Here is an 18,581-nt window from a genome sequence, read left to right as displayed (position 1 = left end):
CAACAATCGTAATTCAGTGAAATCGGTACTTGAACGACAACCCCCATGTTCTTGGCATTCCCGCGTAGCGGTACACGGTGTCGCGTTGGGTTTGCACCGAAGTCCAGTAGTATTTACCAGTGAGGTTTCTGCTCCATACCGACAGTTCCCAGTCTTCGCTGTCGGGCATAAGGCTCAGGTTGGCGCCAAGTAGTGTGTAGGCGTCTATGCTGAAGTTGTCTGTACCCAGCAGGTCGCCCTGTTGTTCAGATGTATAGGTCGCATTCACGGTGAGTTGAGCGCTTAAATTAGCGGACAGGGGTTGGTGGTAGGAGACTAACCCATTGATTTGAAAATCCGGTGAGTACTCGAACTCGGAACCGGAGAAATCAATCGCGTTACCCGCTTTGTCAAAGCCATTGAACTCCTCAATTTCGGTGTCCATGTACGCAGCCGAGAGTTTGGTCACCAGGTTGTCGGTTATTCCCCAGGTTAAATCCAACTCAATGCCCTTGACCTCTGACTCGGGCACGTTAACAAGGCGTTCCAGCGTAACAAAAACGGGGTCCAATACATCGGCAAAGACCTGTTTGTCCTTATAGTCGTAATAGTAGGCGGAGACATTGAGTTGAACATTGTCTGCCAGCGCGGATTTCACACCGACCTCGTAAGCTTTGAGCTCTTCCTGAGTGACGGGATCGTACTGATTGGCACGGTTTCCGGACAACTGAGGGAAGTTACCCGACTTGAAACCTCTGGAGAAAGAGGCATATACCATGGTGTTTTCTGAGATTTGCCAATCCAGCGCCAGACGACCGGAAAGATTATTTTCGTTCAGCGTGTTGTTGATTGGTCCATCCACGGGGCCCGAGAAGTCGGTCTTAAAAGTCACACACTCGCCCGGCTCAATGGGTTCTGCAAGGAGTGGCTGGAATACCAGATTCCAGGCAGCCATGATATTGCCGTCACCATCGGTATCAGTAGAACAGCCTTCAAAGTCCGCAGTATCTTTAGTGTAACGCAAGCCAGCGGTTAGCCGCAGATGATCATTGAGGTCCCATTCGGCCTGACCAAAAACAGCATGACTTTGGGTTTCGATGTCGGCAAAATTGGCCCAGTTTCTGAAGCTCCACGGACCCTCGACCGGATCCGCCATGGAGGCACCAGCCCGCAGAAAACTCAAAATGGAGTTTTGGCCGGCCCAAGCTCGCGATTCATCCAACAGATCATCCTGGGAGTAAAAGACACCGGCAATGTATCTGAACTGGTCGGTTTCAGCGGTGATTCGCAGTTCCTGTGAAAAACTCTCAATCGTACCGGAATCCAGGAAAGCCACGGTTTCATATTGACTGCCATCGCGGTCGGCGAAGTCGTTACGCTTGAGGTCAGCGTAACTGGTGATAGAGGTAACATTCAGTTCGTCATTGATCTGCCAATCGACGCGGGTCGCCACGGAGAACATCTCCGCATCCATCACGAAACCTTCCGGTGCCTCGGTGAATGTACTACCGCCCCAGGGGATAGTGCCTGGAGTATCCCAGTCGGCGTCTTCATTGTCCGGGTTGGTCAAGACTTGATTGGCAAGATCTGGGTGTTCAAACCCGGGCACATCCAGAGCGAGGGCAATCACCTGTGGCGCCTGAGTGTCAGATTTGTCTTCCCACCAGCCCAAAGTGAAGAGAGCATTAACATTCTCATGGACCTCCCAGTCCAGCGCCAACCGTAATCCTGTGCGATCTTTCTCGCCAAGCTCATCGCCACGAGACGCGCTTTTTTGCCAACCTTCCTCCGATTGATGGGTCTTTATGGCAAGCCGTGCATTGAGGGTGTCGGTGAGTGCACCGTTGATCACGGCCTCAATGCCGTAACTGTCATACTTGCCGTATTCTGCTTTAATGGACGCATCAAAATGCTCGGTAGGCTTATTGGCAATGTAGTTGATCAAACCACCTGTGGTATTTCGGCCATACAACGTCCCTTGTGGGCCTTTCAAAACTTCAACCCGCTCCACATCAAAGGTCAGGCCTTGACTCATATAGGGGTATGGATAGGAAACCTCGTCAATATAAACGCCAACGGGAGAAGTTGACGACAGATTCTCCGAATTAAAGCCAACACCGCGGAGGGTGTAAATGGGTGTGCCGGAGCGCGATTTGGCCAGAGTTAACCCGGGCACCAGTCCTGCCATATCGCGGGTATCCGTGAGCCCAAGCTTTTCCAGATCATCGCCCTGAAAGGCGGAGATCGCCATGCTGATGTCATTGACCGACTCAGCTCGTTTTTGGGCAGTGACAATAACTTCATCGATTAAAAACGATTCCGCAAGGGTCTGGCTTGTTGGGATAGTTGCGGATGTTGCCAGCAATAGCGCCGCTGACAGGGACTTCCCAGGTTGTAGATTTCGCATGTTCTTCTCCATAGTTATTGTTGGAATGGTGCTGGTCAGGGAGATGCGTGGGGAAGTATGCGACAAGTTGATTGTCAGTACGGGTGTCGGTATTGACATTTTTCAGGAAAATTCAGACAAAGGAATCAAGATTCCAGCTCACGAGAGGGGATTCTGGCTGGCGCCTGGAGCTAGACGATCAGCGAATAATGCCCCGCAGGACATGCCCAGTCAGGAGTAATCTGTGCATTACTGAGACGGGTTCTGGGTGGCCAGAAGCCCCGCATTGAATGCCGCGATCAACGTCGCACCTCTTGGGTTTTCCTTGGCGGCAACGCAGTGAAGCTCTCTTGAAAATAAGGGTTTATCGATTTGTAGGTATTCTTGGTGGTGTTGACGTTGAGACCACTGTACTACCCGCTGGTCAAGCAGTCCCACATCAATGCGGTGGGATAACAACATCTTCAGCAAAATCTCGGAGTCACGGACCTTGGTCACCGTACCATAACTGGAGATGAATTCGGGCGGCTGCAGATACTCAAAGCCCCGGATGATGCCCAAATGCAGCTGATCGGTCTTCAAGGAGGAGATGCCCTTGTCTGCCATGGCGTAGAGTGCATAGCGATTGAACATAAAGGGAGTGGAGTAGGTGAGTATTCTTGCCCTGCTCTGGCTAAACCAGACAGAACAGTCCAGGTCCGCCAGTGAATCGGCTATCAACATCGCTTTCTTCCGAGGGGCGGGGGCAGTCACAATCTCGGTCTGATAACCGGAATGTTGGAATGCTCGTTTTACAATGGGATAGATGATTCCTTTATCGGGGTATTGTCGGAAATGGTATGGGGGCCAATGATCGAGCAGAATCCTGACGTTTTTCTCACCTGTGGGGTTTTCTGCAGCCCAGCAGTGGAACCCGATTGCCAGCCAAATCAGCGATGCAAGCGATTTGGGCTTCATGCAGGAGCAATTGAGTAACATCTGGGTATCTCCCGTTACAGTTTAGTAGCCGATTTTATTCGTTCCAATTTCCTTCAAAAGCTTCCATCTCATCGGATCGAAGTAGAATTGTACCCGGTCATTCCATTTCAATCCATGAGGGTGACCGTTACGGTTTGGGCATAAGGTGCCAGTTGAATGGAAAGTTCACATTGTAAAAATGTCTGGGCCGGTCAGGGGCCGAACCATTGATGTAGATCCATTGCTGATCGATGATTTGCTGATAAGACGCAAAAATCCTCGCTGGCCGCATCGATTGTTGTAGGCTATAGCGTATCCAGAGCCGGTTTCGGCAAATAGACTAGGAGTTAACAGAGAAAATGCCTGAACAGATAAAGATAATCTCACATAGTAATCAAGTGGAATCACTGCTGGAACCGTATCGTGAGGTTATTGGAGATGATTTTAAGGGGTATCGTGGCCATGTCTACAGAGCTCTCACCTATGCGATGCACTTTCTGGATAATGATGAACGATATTTGCCCGTTCTGGAGGCAGCATTTGTATTCCATGACATCGGCTTGTGGACAGACAAAAATCTGGCCTATTTGGAACCCAGTGAAGCCGAAGCACTAAGGGTTAACAATGAGCGCAAGTTGGGACTTGATCCTGAATTACTCAGAGATGTCATTCACTGGCATCACAAAGTTACAGCCTACAAAGGTGAACATGCCGACATTATTAATGCGGCGAGAAAGGCGGACTGGATCGACGCAACCCAAGGAAAAATGCGTAAGGGTCTAAGCAAGGAACAAATCGATATGGTTGAAAAATCCATACCCAATGACGGTTTTCATGAAGCGCTAGCACGAAGCGCCGTAGATTTGGGGGGCTCGGCTCTCAAAGGCAATATGCGTGTAGTGCGCAACGTCTTTAAGTGGTAGCGACTCTTCTCCGCAATTGGAATCGATAATAAAGTGGTGATTTGGAGCGAGTCGATTTTTCTGTTTGAACGCGATTCGCAAGAAATATCATGCGGTATTGAATTGGCTGTAAAGTGCCAGAACCGGAAGTTCATAATCCTGGTTCAGGGCACCATGGGCGTTCGATAATGTCTGCAACGACCGCACGGATGTAGGGCGGATTAGGCGAAGCCGTAATCCGCCGATCCGCCAAAGGTTTAAATTGGCGGCGGCCGTGAATAAACCGCCTGTTACAGCAACATCCCTGGGTGTTAAAAACCGGGCCGCAGCCAACGAACAGCTCCAGCGGAACCGTCGGATTACGCTCCGCGAAGCGGAGCTAATCCGACCTACGCGGGAAGAAAATCCTGTTGTCTCGAACGGCAGCTCCTGGCACTCTTCCGTCAAAAACTGAACCTTAAAAATTCAAACATTTTTCAAAAGATCCACAAATGTTTAACTGATTCCCCGGAACAGGGCGGATATTAACGCCCTGTTCCTTCAACTTCTGACAAAATCAGAAGTAGTTATAGGAAACAGTAAGCCCATAGGTCGTCGGCATACCATGTCCACGAGTATTGACGCCATTACCGGAGGAAGTAAAGTTCCAGTAGTACTCATCGGTAATGTTGCGGCCCCATAGCGTTGCGGACCACACGCCCTCAGAATCACTCAAGCCAATTCTGGCGTTGGCAATGGTATAGTCAGGGACATAACCGGAGAATGCCACATCCTTGTCGGAGGAATCCGGGGCGGCCTGGCTGCCAATATTGTCATCACGGTAGCTCACGTCAACACCGATCATCATATTCAGAGTATTGGTTAACGCCCAGGTATACGAGAGGGTTGAGGACACTTGCCACTCAGGAGAGTTGTTCAGGCCAACACCTGATGCGTCATACATAATGACATCACCGAAGACACTTTCTCTCGGGCATTCCACTGGCAAGGCCACGGGAGCCCCCAACAGGCCGGCCGGGCAGGGTATGTCCCACTCTTCGATTTCGGTGTCCAGGAACGCAATACCCAGATCCCATCTCAGTCCCTCCGTAATAGCCCAAGCCATTTCCAGCTCGAAGCCTTGTACTTCAGACTCAGGAACATTGTCAAAACCGAATACACCACCCACAGGAGAGACAAACCCGGTCAACTCTTGTTTGTCCTCGTAATCGTAAATAAAAGCAGCTGCGTTAAGTTGCATGGCGCCTTCGAGCAGGGTGGATTTTATCCCCAGTTCGTAGGAGGTCAATTGCTCTTTACCATAGGGTTGCAACTGCGTGTGAGTTAACGCCAGTGCACCATTGAATCCCCCGGATTTGAAACCTGTGGAGACAGTGCCGTAGATCAGAATGTCATCCGTGGGTTTGTAGTCCAGCGAGATCTTGCCCATGGCTGCTTCCGTATCCATGGTTTGGTCAAAAATAGCATAGGTGGTAAAACCAGGTGTTCCCTCGACATCGTTATAGCTGGTGCATCCGCCCAAGGGAACTTCTTCGTTGCCTCCAAACGCGGGTTGGAAGAACACGGGGTAAGCAAAGAAGTTGTAAAACCCTGCCAGCAGTCCATCACCGGTATCGAAGGTGCAGCCCCGCCAGGAGCGTTCCTCTTCGGTATAGCGGCCACCCAGCGTGAGGCGAAATTTTTCAGACAGGTTATATTCCACGTGGCCAAAAACGGCAACAGAATCGCTGGTCTGTTTATAGTTGGAGTCTGCGGTCAGGCCAAAGGAATCCCGGAACTCCAGCAGGTAACTTTCATCGACTTCGTCTTCGCTGTAGTAAAGGCCAGCGACCCAATAGAAATCTGCATCGCCAGCAGATTCCAGGCGAATTTCCTGGGAAAATACCTCGATATCGGTGGTGTTGATCGCATCGGAGTCTTCAAATGGCACACCGGAGCTGTCAAACAGCGCACCATCACGTTCAAATTGATCGTAGGATGTAATACTGGTCAATGACAGTGAGCCCATGTCCCAATTGAGCGTAGCGGTTACACCTTCAGTGGTATTGTTATTACGGGGCCGCCAGTCCGGTGACCAGTCCGCGTCTTCATTGTCGTAGCCGTCCGGGTCCTTTTCTATCGGAAAAATACCGGAGGTCACCGACATCGCCAGCGTCTCGGACTCATCCTTAAATGAACGCAGGCTAAGCAGCAAGGATGCATCTTCGCTGATATCCCAATTGATCAGAGCGCGTATCGCCAGTTCGTCGCGCTCTCCCAGGGTGTCACCAGGGCGACTGACGCTCTCTTGCCACCCCTCCCCGGAATTTACCGTCTTGAACGATAGACGTCCCTGAACGGAGTCGCTGATGGAACCACTGACATAACCCTCGAGATCCAGTGTCTCGTAGCGACCATAGCTGGCCGTGATACCGGCCTGGGTTTCTTCTGTCGGTTTACGGCTGATAAAATTAATCTGGCCGGCAGTGGTGTTGCGACCGTACAGATCCCCCTGCGGACCCTTTAGAACTTCCACACGTTCAACATCAAACAACAACCCGGTGGTCATTACCGGAAATGGAATGGCGGCGCCATCGTTGTAGATTCCCACGGTGCTTGTGGCTGAGGCGGTGAAGTCGTTAAAGCCCACGCCCCGAATGGTATAGACCGGTGCGCCGGCAGGTTGGGTGGCGTTGATGGTCAGGCCCGGTACCAGTTGTTCGAGATCGTCGGCGGAATCGATGCCGAAGTTATCCAGCTGATCGGCCGAGAACGCGTTGACGGTGATGCCGACATCATTGATGCCCTGCTCACGTTTCTGGGCGGTCACGACTATTTCCTCGAGCATAATATCGGCGAGCGAAATTGGCGCGACGACACTGGCTGCAATTGCGGCGGCGAGTGCACGGGTTCCGAATTTCATAACAATTTCCCCTTGGCTGATTACTATTATTGCATTTGTTTGAGTGATTGTTGCGTCACTGGGTCTATTCTGAACCCAATTTTGTGCTGGAGGGCGTCGCTGAGGATCGCGTAGTTCACATAGTGAAATAACCGCCGGCCGCCTGTGATTTCTCTATTGCGATCAAATAGATACAAGTGGATATTGGTTACAGAGGCGCTGCTTGAACGCCCACTTGCTATAGTTGATGGTTATATATCTATTGGAGAACAACCATGCGGGAAACCTCTCTCGGGCATTGCCTGCTACGAGTCCAATTCATTGTCTTCGCAGTCGTGGTGTTGGCCTCCTGTGGAGGCATAGAGGATGAATACTCTGATATCTCTCCGGCCGCAGACACCATACTGATCAACGGAAGAATTCATACGCTCAATGGGGATGCTGAGCCGCCTGCGCAGGCCATTGCCATTTATGACGGCAAGATCCTGGCAGTGGGTGATAACAAAGCGATCGAAGGTCAGGCAAACGGCCGTACACGCGTTGTTGATCTGGATGGGAAAACAGTGCTTCCCGGTTTTCACGACTTCCATGTTCATCCGATTTTTGCCGGACTGCAGCACCAGCAGTGCCGCATCCCGCAGGGATCAAACCTGGCGGAAATACAACGCAGGCTTAAGGCCTGCGTCGAAAAAGCGGAGCCCGGTGCCTGGGTCATCGGTGGCCAGTGGGATAAATCGGCGGTAGGACAGACGCCACATAAGAGTCTGCTGGATGTTGTGGCCCCGGACAACCCGGTACTCCTTGGAGACACCAGTGAACACAGTGCCTGGGTCAACAGCAAGGCGCTGGCCATTGCCCAGATTACCGCTGCCGTGGAAAGTCCGAAAGGCGGAGTAATCGAGAAGGACGATTTCGGAGAGCCCTCGGGAGTGCTTCATGAATACGCGGTGGGACTGGTTAAGCAGCATATTCCGCCGCCTCCCTATGCACAGGTGCGCAAGGCGTTGATCTGGTCTCTCGACAAGATGTTGTCTCACGGGATTACCTCTTTTACCGAGGCATCCACAGGCTATGCCGTCGGAGTTCAAAGGGAGCTCGAATTGTTTGCAGCCTTGGCGGATGAAGGAGAACTCAAGCACAGAATTCGATTCTGTATACCCTGGGCGACGGACAATGTGGACCATGAAGTGTCCGTGGAAACACGACAGCAATATGTCCGCGAGCGTCTGAATCCCGATTGCGTCAAGGTCGGCCTGGATGGGGTGCCCACGGAAAGTCATACCGCCGCTATGCTGGAGCCCTATGCCGGATATATTGAGGGGCGTGCTGACGAGGCCAGTGTTCGGGGGATTCTTATGGTTGAGCAGCAGAAACTCAACGACGCCGTTACTCGATTTGATCAGCAAGGGTTGACGGTAAAATTCCATGCCGCCGGGGATGCCGCGGTTCGGGCCGGGCTGGATGCGGTAGAGGCCGCCAGAACCAGCAACGGAATGAGCAGCCAGCGACACAATATTGCCCACGGTACTTTTGTGAAGGTAGAGGACATCGCCCGCGCCAAAGAACTTCAGGCCACTTTTGAGGTGTCACCCTATCTGTTTGGTCCCACACCGATTAATGACAGTATTGCCAATGCCGTGGGCAACGAACGTATGGAGCGTATCTGGCCAGTCCGGGATATGCTGGAGTCGGGGTCTCTGGTGGTTCCCGGGTCAGATTGGGCAGTCGTCCCTTCGGTGAATCCCTGGATTGCGGTTGAGACCTTGGTGACCCGGGAACAACCGGGCGGCAGTGAGACCAGTGTCGGTAAATCGGGGGCAATCACCCTGGATGAGGCGATCCGGTTGTTTACCGTAAACGGGGCGAAACACATGGGCAATGAAGATAAGTTGGGTAAGATTGCCGCTGGCATGATTGCCGATCTGGTTGTACTCGACCAGGATCCCTATGCTGTGCCGGTCAAGCAGCTGCACAAAACCAAGGTTGAAAAAACCATCATTAACGGCGAAATCGTTTTCGATCGCAGTCAATTGTAGTCAGAGGTAATTTATGAGTGAGCCATCGCAGTCTCTATGGCACCCAATGGTCCATCCCAATGACATGAAATCTGGAGGTGGCCTTTGCATTCAATCCGCCAACGGTGTTTTCGTAACCGATGATCAAGGCAATGAATATCTGGACGGGAGTGCTGGGTTGTGGTGCGTCAATGTCGGGCACAACCGCCAGGAAATCAAAGACGCTATCACAAGACAGCTCGACGAGTTGGAATATGTTCAGCTGTTCGGCGGTATCGCTCACCCGAGAGCGGTCGAACTTGCGGAAAAACTGACAGCGCTTACTGCCCGTGAAAATATGAAAAGGGTGCTGTTTAGCTCCGGCGGGTCAGATGCCATTGAGAGTGCGCTAAAGCTGGCAAGACAGTACCACAGGCTCAATGGCGAGGCCGAACGCAGCAAGTTTATCTCTCTCAAACAGGCTTATCATGGTACTCATATTGGCGGCACGTCAATCAATGGCAGTACCATGTTCCGGCGTAATTATGAGCCGTTGCTGCCCGGCTGCTTCCAGGTTGCCACTCCCTGGTTGTACCGCAATCCCTGGACCCAGGACCCGGAGGAGCTGGGTCGCCTCTGCGCCCAGGAGCTGGAACGGGAAATCCAATTTCACGGCGCCGAGACAGTGGCGGCATTTATCGCAGAACCGATTCAGGGTATCGGAGGGGTGATCGTTCCTCCAGACAACTATTGGCCGTTGGTCAGGGAGATCTGCGACAAACACGGTGTGTTGTTGATCACCGATGAAGTCATTACCGGGTTTGGGCGATCGGGCAGCATGTTTGGCTGTCGCGGTTGGGGCGTCAAGCCGGATATCATGTGTCTGGCTAAAGGCATTTCGTCCGGTTATATCCCTCTTGGCGCGACACTGGTTAATGAACGTATAGAACAGGCGTTCGAGGCTAACCATAATTTTGATGGCAATGTCATGCATGGTTACACCTATTCCGGGCACCCCGTGGCCTGCGCCGCTGGAATCGCTGCACTTGATATTGTCTGTGAAGAGAAGCTGCCGGAGAATGCCGCCGAGCAGGGAGCGTATCTCATGGATCTTTTGAAACCCATGGAGGAGCGGTTTACGTCAGTGGGTGAAGTCCGAGGCAAGGGATTAATGATTGCCATCGACCTGGTAGAGGACAAGAGGACACGAGTGCCTGTCGATCCGAAAAATGGTCTTGCCAAGCGCTTGGCGTCGGCGATCCGCGACCAAGGGGCCCTGGTGCGGGCAGCCGGTGACAAGATTATTCTGTCACCGCCGCTGGTGTATCAGACGGAACATAGCCAGGAGTTGGCCAGAGCACTGATTGCTGCCTTTGAATCCATCGACCGATAAGCAACAAAAGTGCGGCATCTGCGTTTGTACGGCAGATTCCGCCTGAATCAAACCGGAAGAATTCTGTCAGCAGCCTCGGCAATGTTCCGTGCTTCCAGCTGCAGGGATTCAAGCAACTCCTCTGAATCAAGGGTCTGAAAGTGCTCCGATTTGGCACCCACAGTGAGTGAGGAAAATGCTTGCCCTAGCGAGTCTCTGACGGGTATTCCATACGAATAAGACCCTTGACTCACCTCTCCCTTGTTATAGGCATAACCAAGACTTCGAGAGCGCCTCAACATTCGCTCTAACAATTTGATGGCCGTGGCGCTTAGAGAGCGCAGTTGCCACTTGTTGTATTCGACAATCTCTTGCGCTTCATTTTCTGGGAGTGCCAGGAGTATTGCGGCACCACCGGCTGAGGAAAGCAGCGGTCTCCGGGTTCCGACCTCCAGAATCGTGCCGCCGTATACCGCGGGCCCGGATCGGGTGGCACAGACCCAGTCAAAGCCGTTGCGTAGATAAAAAACGGATGCGGCTTTGAATTTTTTTGCCAGACGCGTCGCTGATTCATGACAGGCCTGCTGGAACTCGGAATAGTGCGGGATCGTCAGGTTTAACTCGAAAATCAAGGGACCAGGAATGTAGTGTCCGTTACTTTCCCTTTGTTGAACCATACCTTCTCTCACCAGGCAGGCGAGAATTCGATGAGTGGTGCCGTGATCCAGGTTGCAGCGCTCGGCTATTTCCCCCAGACGCCAACCAAATTTGCCATGGGTCGAAATCTCTCTGAGTATCAGCATGGCTCGTTCAATACTCTGAGTGCCGGTACGTTTTGCTGCAGGCATGATCGTTGGCTCCCATCTCTCCCGTTGCAGTTCACATTGTAAAATTTCTGATGGCGATTAACAATCAAACTATTGATGCAGATCCAATCCTGTTCAAAAATTTGCTGATAGCTCCGGCACTTACCAACCAGGTGGACCTACTATGGATCAACAATCGATGGATCAACAATCGATATCGGATTGTGGCGACGAATTGTACGAGGCAATGAGAGGCGGCCATACCGTGGCTCCTTTGACTTCTCGTTACCCGAACATCAGTCTTGACGACGCCTATCATATTTCTCTGCAATTCTTGCAACGTCGTCGGGATGCCGGGGAAGTCGTGATCGGCAAAAAGATAGGAGTGACCAGCCCAGCGGTTCAGCAGATGCTCAATGTCTATCAACCGGATTTTGGTTTTCTGACTGACAAAATGGCATATCGGGACCATGCGCAAATCCCCTTGTCGGGCAATTTGATACAGCCTCGCGCAGAAGCGGAAATCGCATTTTTTTTGAATCAGGATCTGGTCGGACCCGGCATTACCGAACAGGATGTGTTGGCGGCCACAGAGTCGATTATTCCCTGCTTTGAGATTGTCGATTCCAGGATCGAAAACTGGCAAATCAAGATTGAGGACACCGTTGCCGACAATGCCTCTTGCGGCGCCTATGTTCTGGGAGAACAAGCTGTCGATCCCAGGCAGTTCGATCTGGCCGAGCTCAAGGTTTCGGTGTTTAAGAATGGGCAGCCCCTCAGTGAAGGCTATGGCTGCGCGGTCCAGGGCAATCCCTTGACGGCAGTTGCCTGGTTGGCCAATACCCTGGGTAAGTATGACATCCCCTTCAAGGCAGGCGAGGTGATTTTGTCCGGATCCATGGTGCCGCTTGAGCCGGTTGCCCCAGGTGACGACATGTTTATGGAGCTGCACGGCGTCGGATCCGTGTCAATGAAAATAGGGGCTTGACCAATAATGATAAAGAAAAAAATTCTGACACACCTGTTTGCTCTGATGTCGGTGTCTTTCGCTGGAATGCAATCTGCCGCTGTCGCTCAACCGGTCGCAGACACTATTCTTACCAACGGAAAAATCTATACCCTGTCGGGCGATAGCGCCTGGGCACAAGCGGTTGCCATCAATGATGGAAAAATCAGTTATGTAGGCACTGCCAAAGGTGCTGATCAACTTCGCGGCGCCAACACAAAGATCGTTGACCTCAAGGGCAAGATGGCTTTGCCCGGGTTAAACGATCTGCATGTACATCCCGTTTACGGATTTACCACCACTCTGTTCGAATGCTCCTTTTCAGGAGCGCTGGACGCGGATGCCGTCCAAGCGGTGGTTTCTCAATGCGTAAAAGAGAATCCAGACGCCGAGTGGATTATTGGCGGACAGTGGCGCACGGATTTTTTTCTGGAAAACGATATTCCATCCCCTCGGCGCTGGCTGGACCGCATTTCCGGCGGCAAAGCCATTATCCTGAGGGATACGTCGTTTCACAATCATTGGGCTAACAGCAAAGCGCTGGCGCTGGCAGGATTTGACCGACACTCGGAAGAGATCCCCGGAGGTAAAATCGTCAGAGACGAGAAGGGAGAGCCCAATGGTCTGTTGTATGAAAGTGCTGCCGACCCAGTGTTGGCCAAGGTCCCCGACTGGACTGACAGACAGTATCTACAGGCGGCGACAAAAAGTATCAAAGCGGCCAATTCCTTCGGCATTACCGGCATGAAGGCGGCCATGGGCAGCCCTGCAATTCTCAAAGCGCTCAAGACCCTGGATGATCGCGGGCAGTTGTCAGTACACACGGCGGTGGCGACTTCCATCATCCCTATGCTCGACAAAGGCATGAACCTGGATGAGGCGGCATTCAAGCGATTGATTAACACTCATCAGGGGAAATTCGTCAGAACTGCCTATGCAAAAGTTCTGATGGATGGTGTGCCTTCGTCCTCTCGTACCGCGGCGATGCTGTCCGAATATACCCCTGCCCATAAGGGGGCAGAGAGTAACGCAGGCATGCTGTTGTATCCCCCTGACATTCTGGGAAACCTTATCGGAACCCTGGACCGGCTGGGTATTACGGTGAAGGTGCACGCAGCCGGAGATCGGTCAGTTCGGGTAACGCTGGACGCCATCGAATCCGCGAGGCACAAAAACGGTAACAGCGGTTTGCGCCACGAAGTTTCTCATGCCGGATTTATCGATCCTGAAGATATACCCAGATTCGCGGAACTGAATGCGGTGGCGGAAGTGTCGCCCTATATTTGGTTTCCCTCGGTCAAAGTGGAATCGATTCAGCGTGCAGTGGGCCAGCGAGGTCAACAGTATTGGCCCATTCGAACCTTGATGGAGCAGGGGGCGGAGGTGGTTGCCGGTTCGGATTGGCCCGCCGGAGCCCTGTCCAGTATGAACCCATGGGTGGGGATGGAAGCCATGATATCCCGGCGCAATCCTTGGGGTGATTACCCGGAGGACGCGCTATGGCCAGAACAGGGAATTACCCTGCAGCAAGCACTGCAAATCTACACGCTAAACGGCTCCCGGGGTATTGGCCTTGGCGAGGAAACCGGATCAATCGCCGTGGGCAAGCGCGCTGACGTGATTGTGCTCAACCAGAATCTGTTTGAAATACCCACAGAAGAAATCGGCAACACCAAGGTGGTGATGACATTATTCGGGGGCGAAGTTGTCCATCAACAGTGAGTGTTCCATACTTTTTACATCATTAATCCATGAGGTTCTGAAATGGTTTCTGAATCAACGGCAGATCTGATCCGTTTTGAAAACACGATTGGCGGTCAACCGGCCGGTGCAGCGGGCAGCTGGTTCACCACTGTAGATCCCAATACCGGACAACCCTGGGCACAGATACCCAAGTGTGGCCCCAACGATGTTAATGCCGCTGTAGAGGCCGCACGCAATGCATTCTACGATCCCGCCTGGCGCGATATCACGGCAACCGCACGGGGTCAGCTGCTGAACCGGCTGGCGGATATCATCGCCGAGGAAGCGGAGCGATTGATTGCCTTGGAAGTCAGGGACAATGGCAAGCTGATTCAGGAGGTTCGTGGCCAACTGAATTATATTCCTCAATGGTTCCGCTATTTTGGGGGGCTCGCTGACAAAATCCAAGGTGACGTACTGCCCATCGATAAGCCTGGAATGCACGCGCACACTTGTCGCGAACCCCTGGGCGTCGTTGCCTGCATCACTCCCTGGAATTCACCGTTGATGTTGTTAACCTGGAAACTGGCGCCCGCTCTGGCCGCAGGTAATACTTGCGTGGTCAAACCGTCAGAGCACACCTCGGCGTCAACCTTGGCATTTCTGGCGCTTTTTGAAAAAGCCGGTTTCCCGCCGGGTGTGGTCAATAGTGTGACGGGTTTTCCCGCAGAAGTGGGCGAACCTCTGGTTCGGCACCCGGATGTCCGCAAAGTGGCTTTTACCGGCGGCGACGCGGGTGGACTTTCCGTTTATCGATCCGCTGCTGAGGGACTGAAGCCCGTCACACTCGAACTGGGCGGCAAATCCCCAAACATCATTTTTGAGGACGCCAACCTGGAAAATGCCGTTAACGGTGCGATATCCGGCATATTCGCGGCCACAGGGCAAACCTGCATCGCCGGTTCCCGATTGTTGGTGCAACGCAGTGTACATGACCAGGTGGTTGAACGTTTGGTGGAATTGGCAAAAACAGCGATTATGGGTGATCCCAAGCGGGCCGATACCCAGGTGGGTCCCGTAACCACGCAGCCTCAACTTCAACGCATTCTGGATTATATTCAAATCGCCAGAGATGAAGGGGCCCAGTGTGTTCTCGGGGGCGGGGTGCCTGATGCCTCGACGTTGGGCGGGGGGTGGTTTGTCGAGCCCACGGTACTTACCGGCGTAAACAACCAAATGCGTATTGCCAGAGAAGAGGTGTTTGGACCGGTGCTGGCCGTGATTCCCTTTGACGATGAAGCGGAGGCCTTATCCATTGCCAACGACTCACCCTATGGACTGGCGGCGGGCGTGTGGACGTCTGACATTGGACGTTCGCTGCGCATGTCAAACCGCCTGGAGGCGGGCACGGTGTGGATAAACTGCTACCGCGCCGCCAGTTTCCTGGCACCGTTTGGCGGCTACAAATCCAGTGGCATTGGTCGGGAGAATGGTCAGGAAGCGATTGATGCTTACCTGCAAACCAAAACCGTCTGGATTGATACAACCGGAAAGGTCGCTAATCCTTTTGTAATGAGGTAACCAGGCAGGACACTACACTAGCTCTGGCAAAACTGCGCCAGAGCTTCCATTTTCTCAAGGGCTTTGCCGGAGTCAATGAGTTCGCGCGCGAGTCCAACACCGTCCTCAATTGAATCGGCGTTGCCACTCACATAGATCGCCGCACCGGCATTAAGTGAAATGATATCAACCGCTTTCTTGCAATAGGCCCCTTTCTGTTCACCCAAGGCGTCTCGAATCAAGGCCGCTGAATCTGCTGAGCTGTTTATGATCAGACCTTCGAGACTCTGTTGCTGGATACCGAACTGTTCCGGTGTCAGAAAATGTTCGATAAGTCTGTCATCTTTTAGCTCTATGGCGTGGGTGCCGGTTGCCAGGCTGATTTCGTCCAGCCCGTCTTCAGCATGCACCACCATCACATGTTCGGCGCCGAGCCTGCGAAGGACTTCGGCCATGGGTTTAAGCAAAGAGCGGGAAAAAGCACCGACGAGCAAGCGGGTTGCGCCAGCGGGATTGCTTAATGGGCCAAGGATATTGAAGATGGTTCGAACCCCTAACTCCCTTCGTGCCTTGATCACATTTTTCATCGCCGTGTGGTAGTTTTGCGCGAACATAAACCCGATTCCCAGCTCGCGTATGGATTGCTCAAGGCGAGGCGTGGGAAGATTGACGTTGATACCCAGACGTTCCAGGACATCGGCACTGCCGCTGACGCCGGATACGCCCCGGTTGCCGTGTTTGGCTACTCGGGCGCCACTACTCGCGACCACAAACGCTGAGGCGGATGATACGTTAAACAGGTTGGCGCCATCGCCGCCGGTGCCCACAACATCGACCAGAGGTGTGACACCGACGTTAACGGGCTCGGAAAACTCTCGCATGACTTCTGCCGCGGCGGTAATTTCATCAACGGATTCGCCCTTGGTGCGCAGCCCTATCAACAAGCCCGCGATCTGCGTGTCGGTCCATTGGCCGCTCATGATTGCCGACATGGCTGCTTTCATTTCTTCGCGGCTGAGTCCAACTCCGCTAGAGACTTTATCAAGTGCCTCCCGGCTGTTCATGCTTTGTAACCTCACAGTGAATTCTTAGTTTTCCGATGGAAATCCCAGGGATTTTACCACACGGGCCAAATGCTAAAAAAGCGCAATCAGAGGTAAATCCGGAGGTGATGATCTTTGGGGCGGATGCCGCATTTCACATTATAAAATTCCCGGTCTGTGAATACCCTTATCTCCATTGCGCCAGTGTGGCGACCCGTCGACAATGATTTCCAGAGTTTGGGGCCACAGGGTTCCCAGTGAAGGTAGTTAGAATGGTGCAGACGATATGACCAACCATGCCGAGATCATCGCAACCGAAAAGCAAGACGCTAAAGGCGCTAATCCGCCGATCATCTGGCCTCAAAAGGCCAATCTCCTGCCCAAGGAGATCTTTGTTCGACCAGACGTTTTCGAAGAAGAATTGGCTCGAATCTTCTATGGAAAAGAATGGTTGATGATCGCCCATGAGGCGGAAATCCCCAATATTGGCGATTTTAAAACCACACAGGTGGGGCGTGTTCCTCTCCTGATCACCCGCGACAACGATGGAGAAATCAACGTTTACTATAACGCCTGCTCCCATCGGGGTGTGCAGTTGGAAACCGCAACATCGGGCAACAAACTTAGATTCAGGTGCCCATACCATAGCTGGCTTTTTAACGCCAAGGGAGACCTGATCGGTTGCCCCAACAAACCCGGTGACTTTCCGTCCGATTTCGATAAGTCGAACTACCCGTTGGATCGACCGCGCATGGCCATTGTCCACGGGTTGATTCTGGTGACCTTTAATCCGGAAACGCCCCCCATCGAAGAATACCTGGAGGGTTACATAGACAAAATTGCCCAGGTATTTGGCGGTGACGGCAATCTGCGTTTACTGGGGGCTCAGAAGGTGGTTTTTCATGCAAACTGGAAGACCTTTCACGACAACGACACCTATCACGCGGGGCTGCTGCACACGGCTTTCCAGATGTTGAATTGGTCCGGTGGCAGTGGACACCAGACTGCCAATGCGCGTGGGCACCGCAGCTATGTCGGCGAGGTGACTCTGCCTGAAGAAGTCAACCGCCTCAAGGACCCCAGTCTTATTGAATTCAAAGGCGAAGCCTCGGAGTGCTCCTCCGCCAGTGTGCGACTGTTTCCCATATCCGGAATGACCCGACATCTCAATACCATTGGAATCCGCTTTGCCAATCCAATCTCAGTCGATGAAACTGAAGTGCACTACACCTATTTCGGCCGGGCTGAAGATGACGAAGAGATGATTCGCCACCGGGTTCGCCAGGCGTCCAATCTGCTGGGCCCCTGCGGTATGGTCAGTATGGAAGACGCGGCCGTGTTTCACCGCTTGCACACCGCAGGTACAACACCTGGCAATGCCGTCTTTCTGAAAGGCGTGACGGATGATCACGGCATTCCGGAAGAGTTTCAGCAAAGTGACGAGGCCGCTAACCTGCCCGGATGGGAGCATTATCGACAAACCATGGGCTATCCGAAGGAGCAGTCATGAAACAAATCTGCAGCGACGTCTTGTCAAAAATTGACGATCTTCAAACACGGTATATTGCTGTCATCGACGCCAAGGACATGGAGGGCTGGCTCTCAACCTTCTGCCAGGTTGCTGAAGCATCCTACGTCTATACCACGGCGGAAAACCTGAGAGCCAACCATGCCATGGCACTGGTAATGGACGACAATTATCAGAGACTGCAAGACCGGGTCACAATCGTCAACAAAGTATGGCCAGGCACCTACGCCGATTACGCCACCCGCCATTTTGTGCAGCGTACGGCCTGTCGGGACATGGGTGCAGGAAAGTATGAGGTGGAGTCGAATTTTATGGTCATGACCACACCCGAGGAAACGGGTCGCTCAACGCTGTTCGCCACCGGTGTCTATTTCGATCAAGTGGTGGTTGATAAAGACCAAGCGCTGTTCTTGTCCAAGAAGGTGGTGACCGATTCCTCAGTAGTGGAGCGTTTTATGGCCTATCCATTGTGACCGGAGTATGC

13 protein-coding genes are annotated in these 18,581 nt (G+C 52.7%); 8 read left to right on the top strand and 5 right to left on the bottom strand.

Translation table 11 applies throughout. The annotated features are described in order from the left end of the window. Positions 1-13: 13 nt before the first annotated feature. Both HBA55_RS13165 and HBA55_RS13160 read right to left on the bottom strand, forming a co-directional pair. Positions 14-2,386, bottom strand: coding sequence for a TonB-dependent receptor (locus tag HBA55_RS13165; RefSeq protein ID WP_166991760.1), 2,373 nt, complete (start codon positions 2,384-2,386; stop codon positions 14-16). A 228-nt stretch (positions 2,387-2,614) separates the two neighbouring features. Next, positions 2,615-3,088 carry a type 2 periplasmic-binding domain-containing protein gene (locus tag HBA55_RS13160; RefSeq protein ID WP_420821499.1) on the bottom strand — a complete coding sequence of 158 codons (474 nt, stop codon included), beginning with the start codon at positions 3,086-3,088 and terminating at the stop codon, positions 2,615-2,617. 593 nt (positions 3,089-3,681) lie between these two features. Here HBA55_RS13160 and HBA55_RS13155 point away from each other — a divergent pair. Beyond that, the gene (locus tag HBA55_RS13155) at positions 3,682-4,245 is read left to right on the top strand and encodes a phosphohydrolase (protein ID WP_166991754.1); all 564 of its coding nucleotides are present in this window, start codon (positions 3,682-3,684) and stop codon (positions 4,243-4,245) included. A 535-nt stretch (positions 4,246-4,780) separates the two neighbouring features. Here the strand turns inward: HBA55_RS13155 and HBA55_RS13150 are convergent. Next, complete coding sequence (locus tag HBA55_RS13150) at positions 4,781-7,126, bottom strand: TonB-dependent receptor (RefSeq protein WP_166991751.1); 2,346 nt, start codon at positions 7,124-7,126, stop codon at positions 4,781-4,783. A 254-nt stretch (positions 7,127-7,380) separates the two neighbouring features. On the opposite strand from HBA55_RS13150, the gene HBA55_RS13145 reads away from it, so the two are divergent. Beyond that, positions 7,381-9,141 (top strand): amidohydrolase, encoded by a 1,761-nt coding sequence (locus HBA55_RS13145; RefSeq protein ID WP_166991748.1) that lies wholly within the window; start codon positions 7,381-7,383, stop codon positions 9,139-9,141. Positions 9,142-9,154: 13 nt separating this feature from the next. Further along, entirely contained in the window at positions 9,155-10,492 is a 1,338-nt protein-coding gene (locus HBA55_RS13140; protein ID WP_166991745.1) for an aminotransferase class III-fold pyridoxal phosphate-dependent enzyme, read from the top strand. 47 nt (positions 10,493-10,539) lie between these two features. Here the strand turns inward: HBA55_RS13140 and HBA55_RS13135 are convergent, their stop codons facing one another. Next, positions 10,540-11,319, bottom strand: a complete 780-nt coding sequence (locus HBA55_RS13135; protein ID WP_166991743.1) for an IclR family transcriptional regulator — start codon at positions 11,317-11,319, stop codon at positions 10,540-10,542. A gap of 142 nt (positions 11,320-11,461) precedes the next feature. On the opposite strand from HBA55_RS13135, the gene HBA55_RS13130 reads away from it, so the two are divergent. From HBA55_RS13130 to HBA55_RS13120, 3 genes are read left to right on the top strand one after another with little or no spacing between them, the layout of a single operon-like run. Next, positions 11,462-12,265 (top strand): fumarylacetoacetate hydrolase family protein, encoded by an 804-nt coding sequence (locus HBA55_RS13130; RefSeq protein ID WP_277345590.1) that lies wholly within the window; start codon positions 11,462-11,464, stop codon positions 12,263-12,265. Positions 12,266-12,271: 6 nt separating this feature from the next. Next, complete coding sequence (locus HBA55_RS13125; protein WP_166991740.1) at positions 12,272-14,005, top strand: amidohydrolase; 1,734 nt, start codon at positions 12,272-12,274, stop codon at positions 14,003-14,005. Positions 14,006-14,047: 42 nt separating this feature from the next. Next, positions 14,048-15,547, top strand: a complete 1,500-nt coding sequence (locus HBA55_RS13120; RefSeq protein ID WP_166991736.1) for an aldehyde dehydrogenase — start codon at positions 14,048-14,050, stop codon at positions 15,545-15,547. A gap of 17 nt (positions 15,548-15,564) precedes the next feature. Here HBA55_RS13120 and trpD read toward each other — a convergent pair whose 3' ends face one another. Beyond that, positions 15,565-16,590 (bottom strand): anthranilate phosphoribosyltransferase, encoded by a 1,026-nt coding sequence (trpD, locus tag HBA55_RS13115; RefSeq protein ID WP_166991734.1) that lies wholly within the window; start codon positions 16,588-16,590, stop codon positions 15,565-15,567. Between the two features lie 265 nt (positions 16,591-16,855). On the opposite strand from trpD, the gene HBA55_RS13110 reads away from it, so the two are divergent. Beyond that, a complete protein-coding gene (locus tag HBA55_RS13110) occupies positions 16,856-18,079 on the top strand; it encodes an aromatic ring-hydroxylating oxygenase subunit alpha (RefSeq protein ID WP_166991730.1) in 1,224 nt (407 codons plus the stop codon). Beyond that, a complete protein-coding gene (locus HBA55_RS13105) occupies positions 18,076-18,570 on the top strand; it encodes an aromatic-ring-hydroxylating dioxygenase subunit beta (RefSeq protein WP_166991727.1) in 495 nt (164 codons plus the stop codon). Before HBA55_RS13110 ends, HBA55_RS13105 begins: the two co-directional genes overlap by 4 nt. Positions 18,571-18,581: the final 11 nt, after the last annotated feature.

It is taken from the genome of Pseudomaricurvus alkylphenolicus (genome assembly GCF_011683955.1).
GTDB lineage: Bacteria > Pseudomonadota > Gammaproteobacteria > Pseudomonadales > Cellvibrionaceae > Pseudomaricurvus > Pseudomaricurvus alkylphenolicus.
The sequence above is the reverse complement of the archived record's forward strand: the minus strand, read 5'-3'. Positions and strand labels throughout refer to the sequence as shown.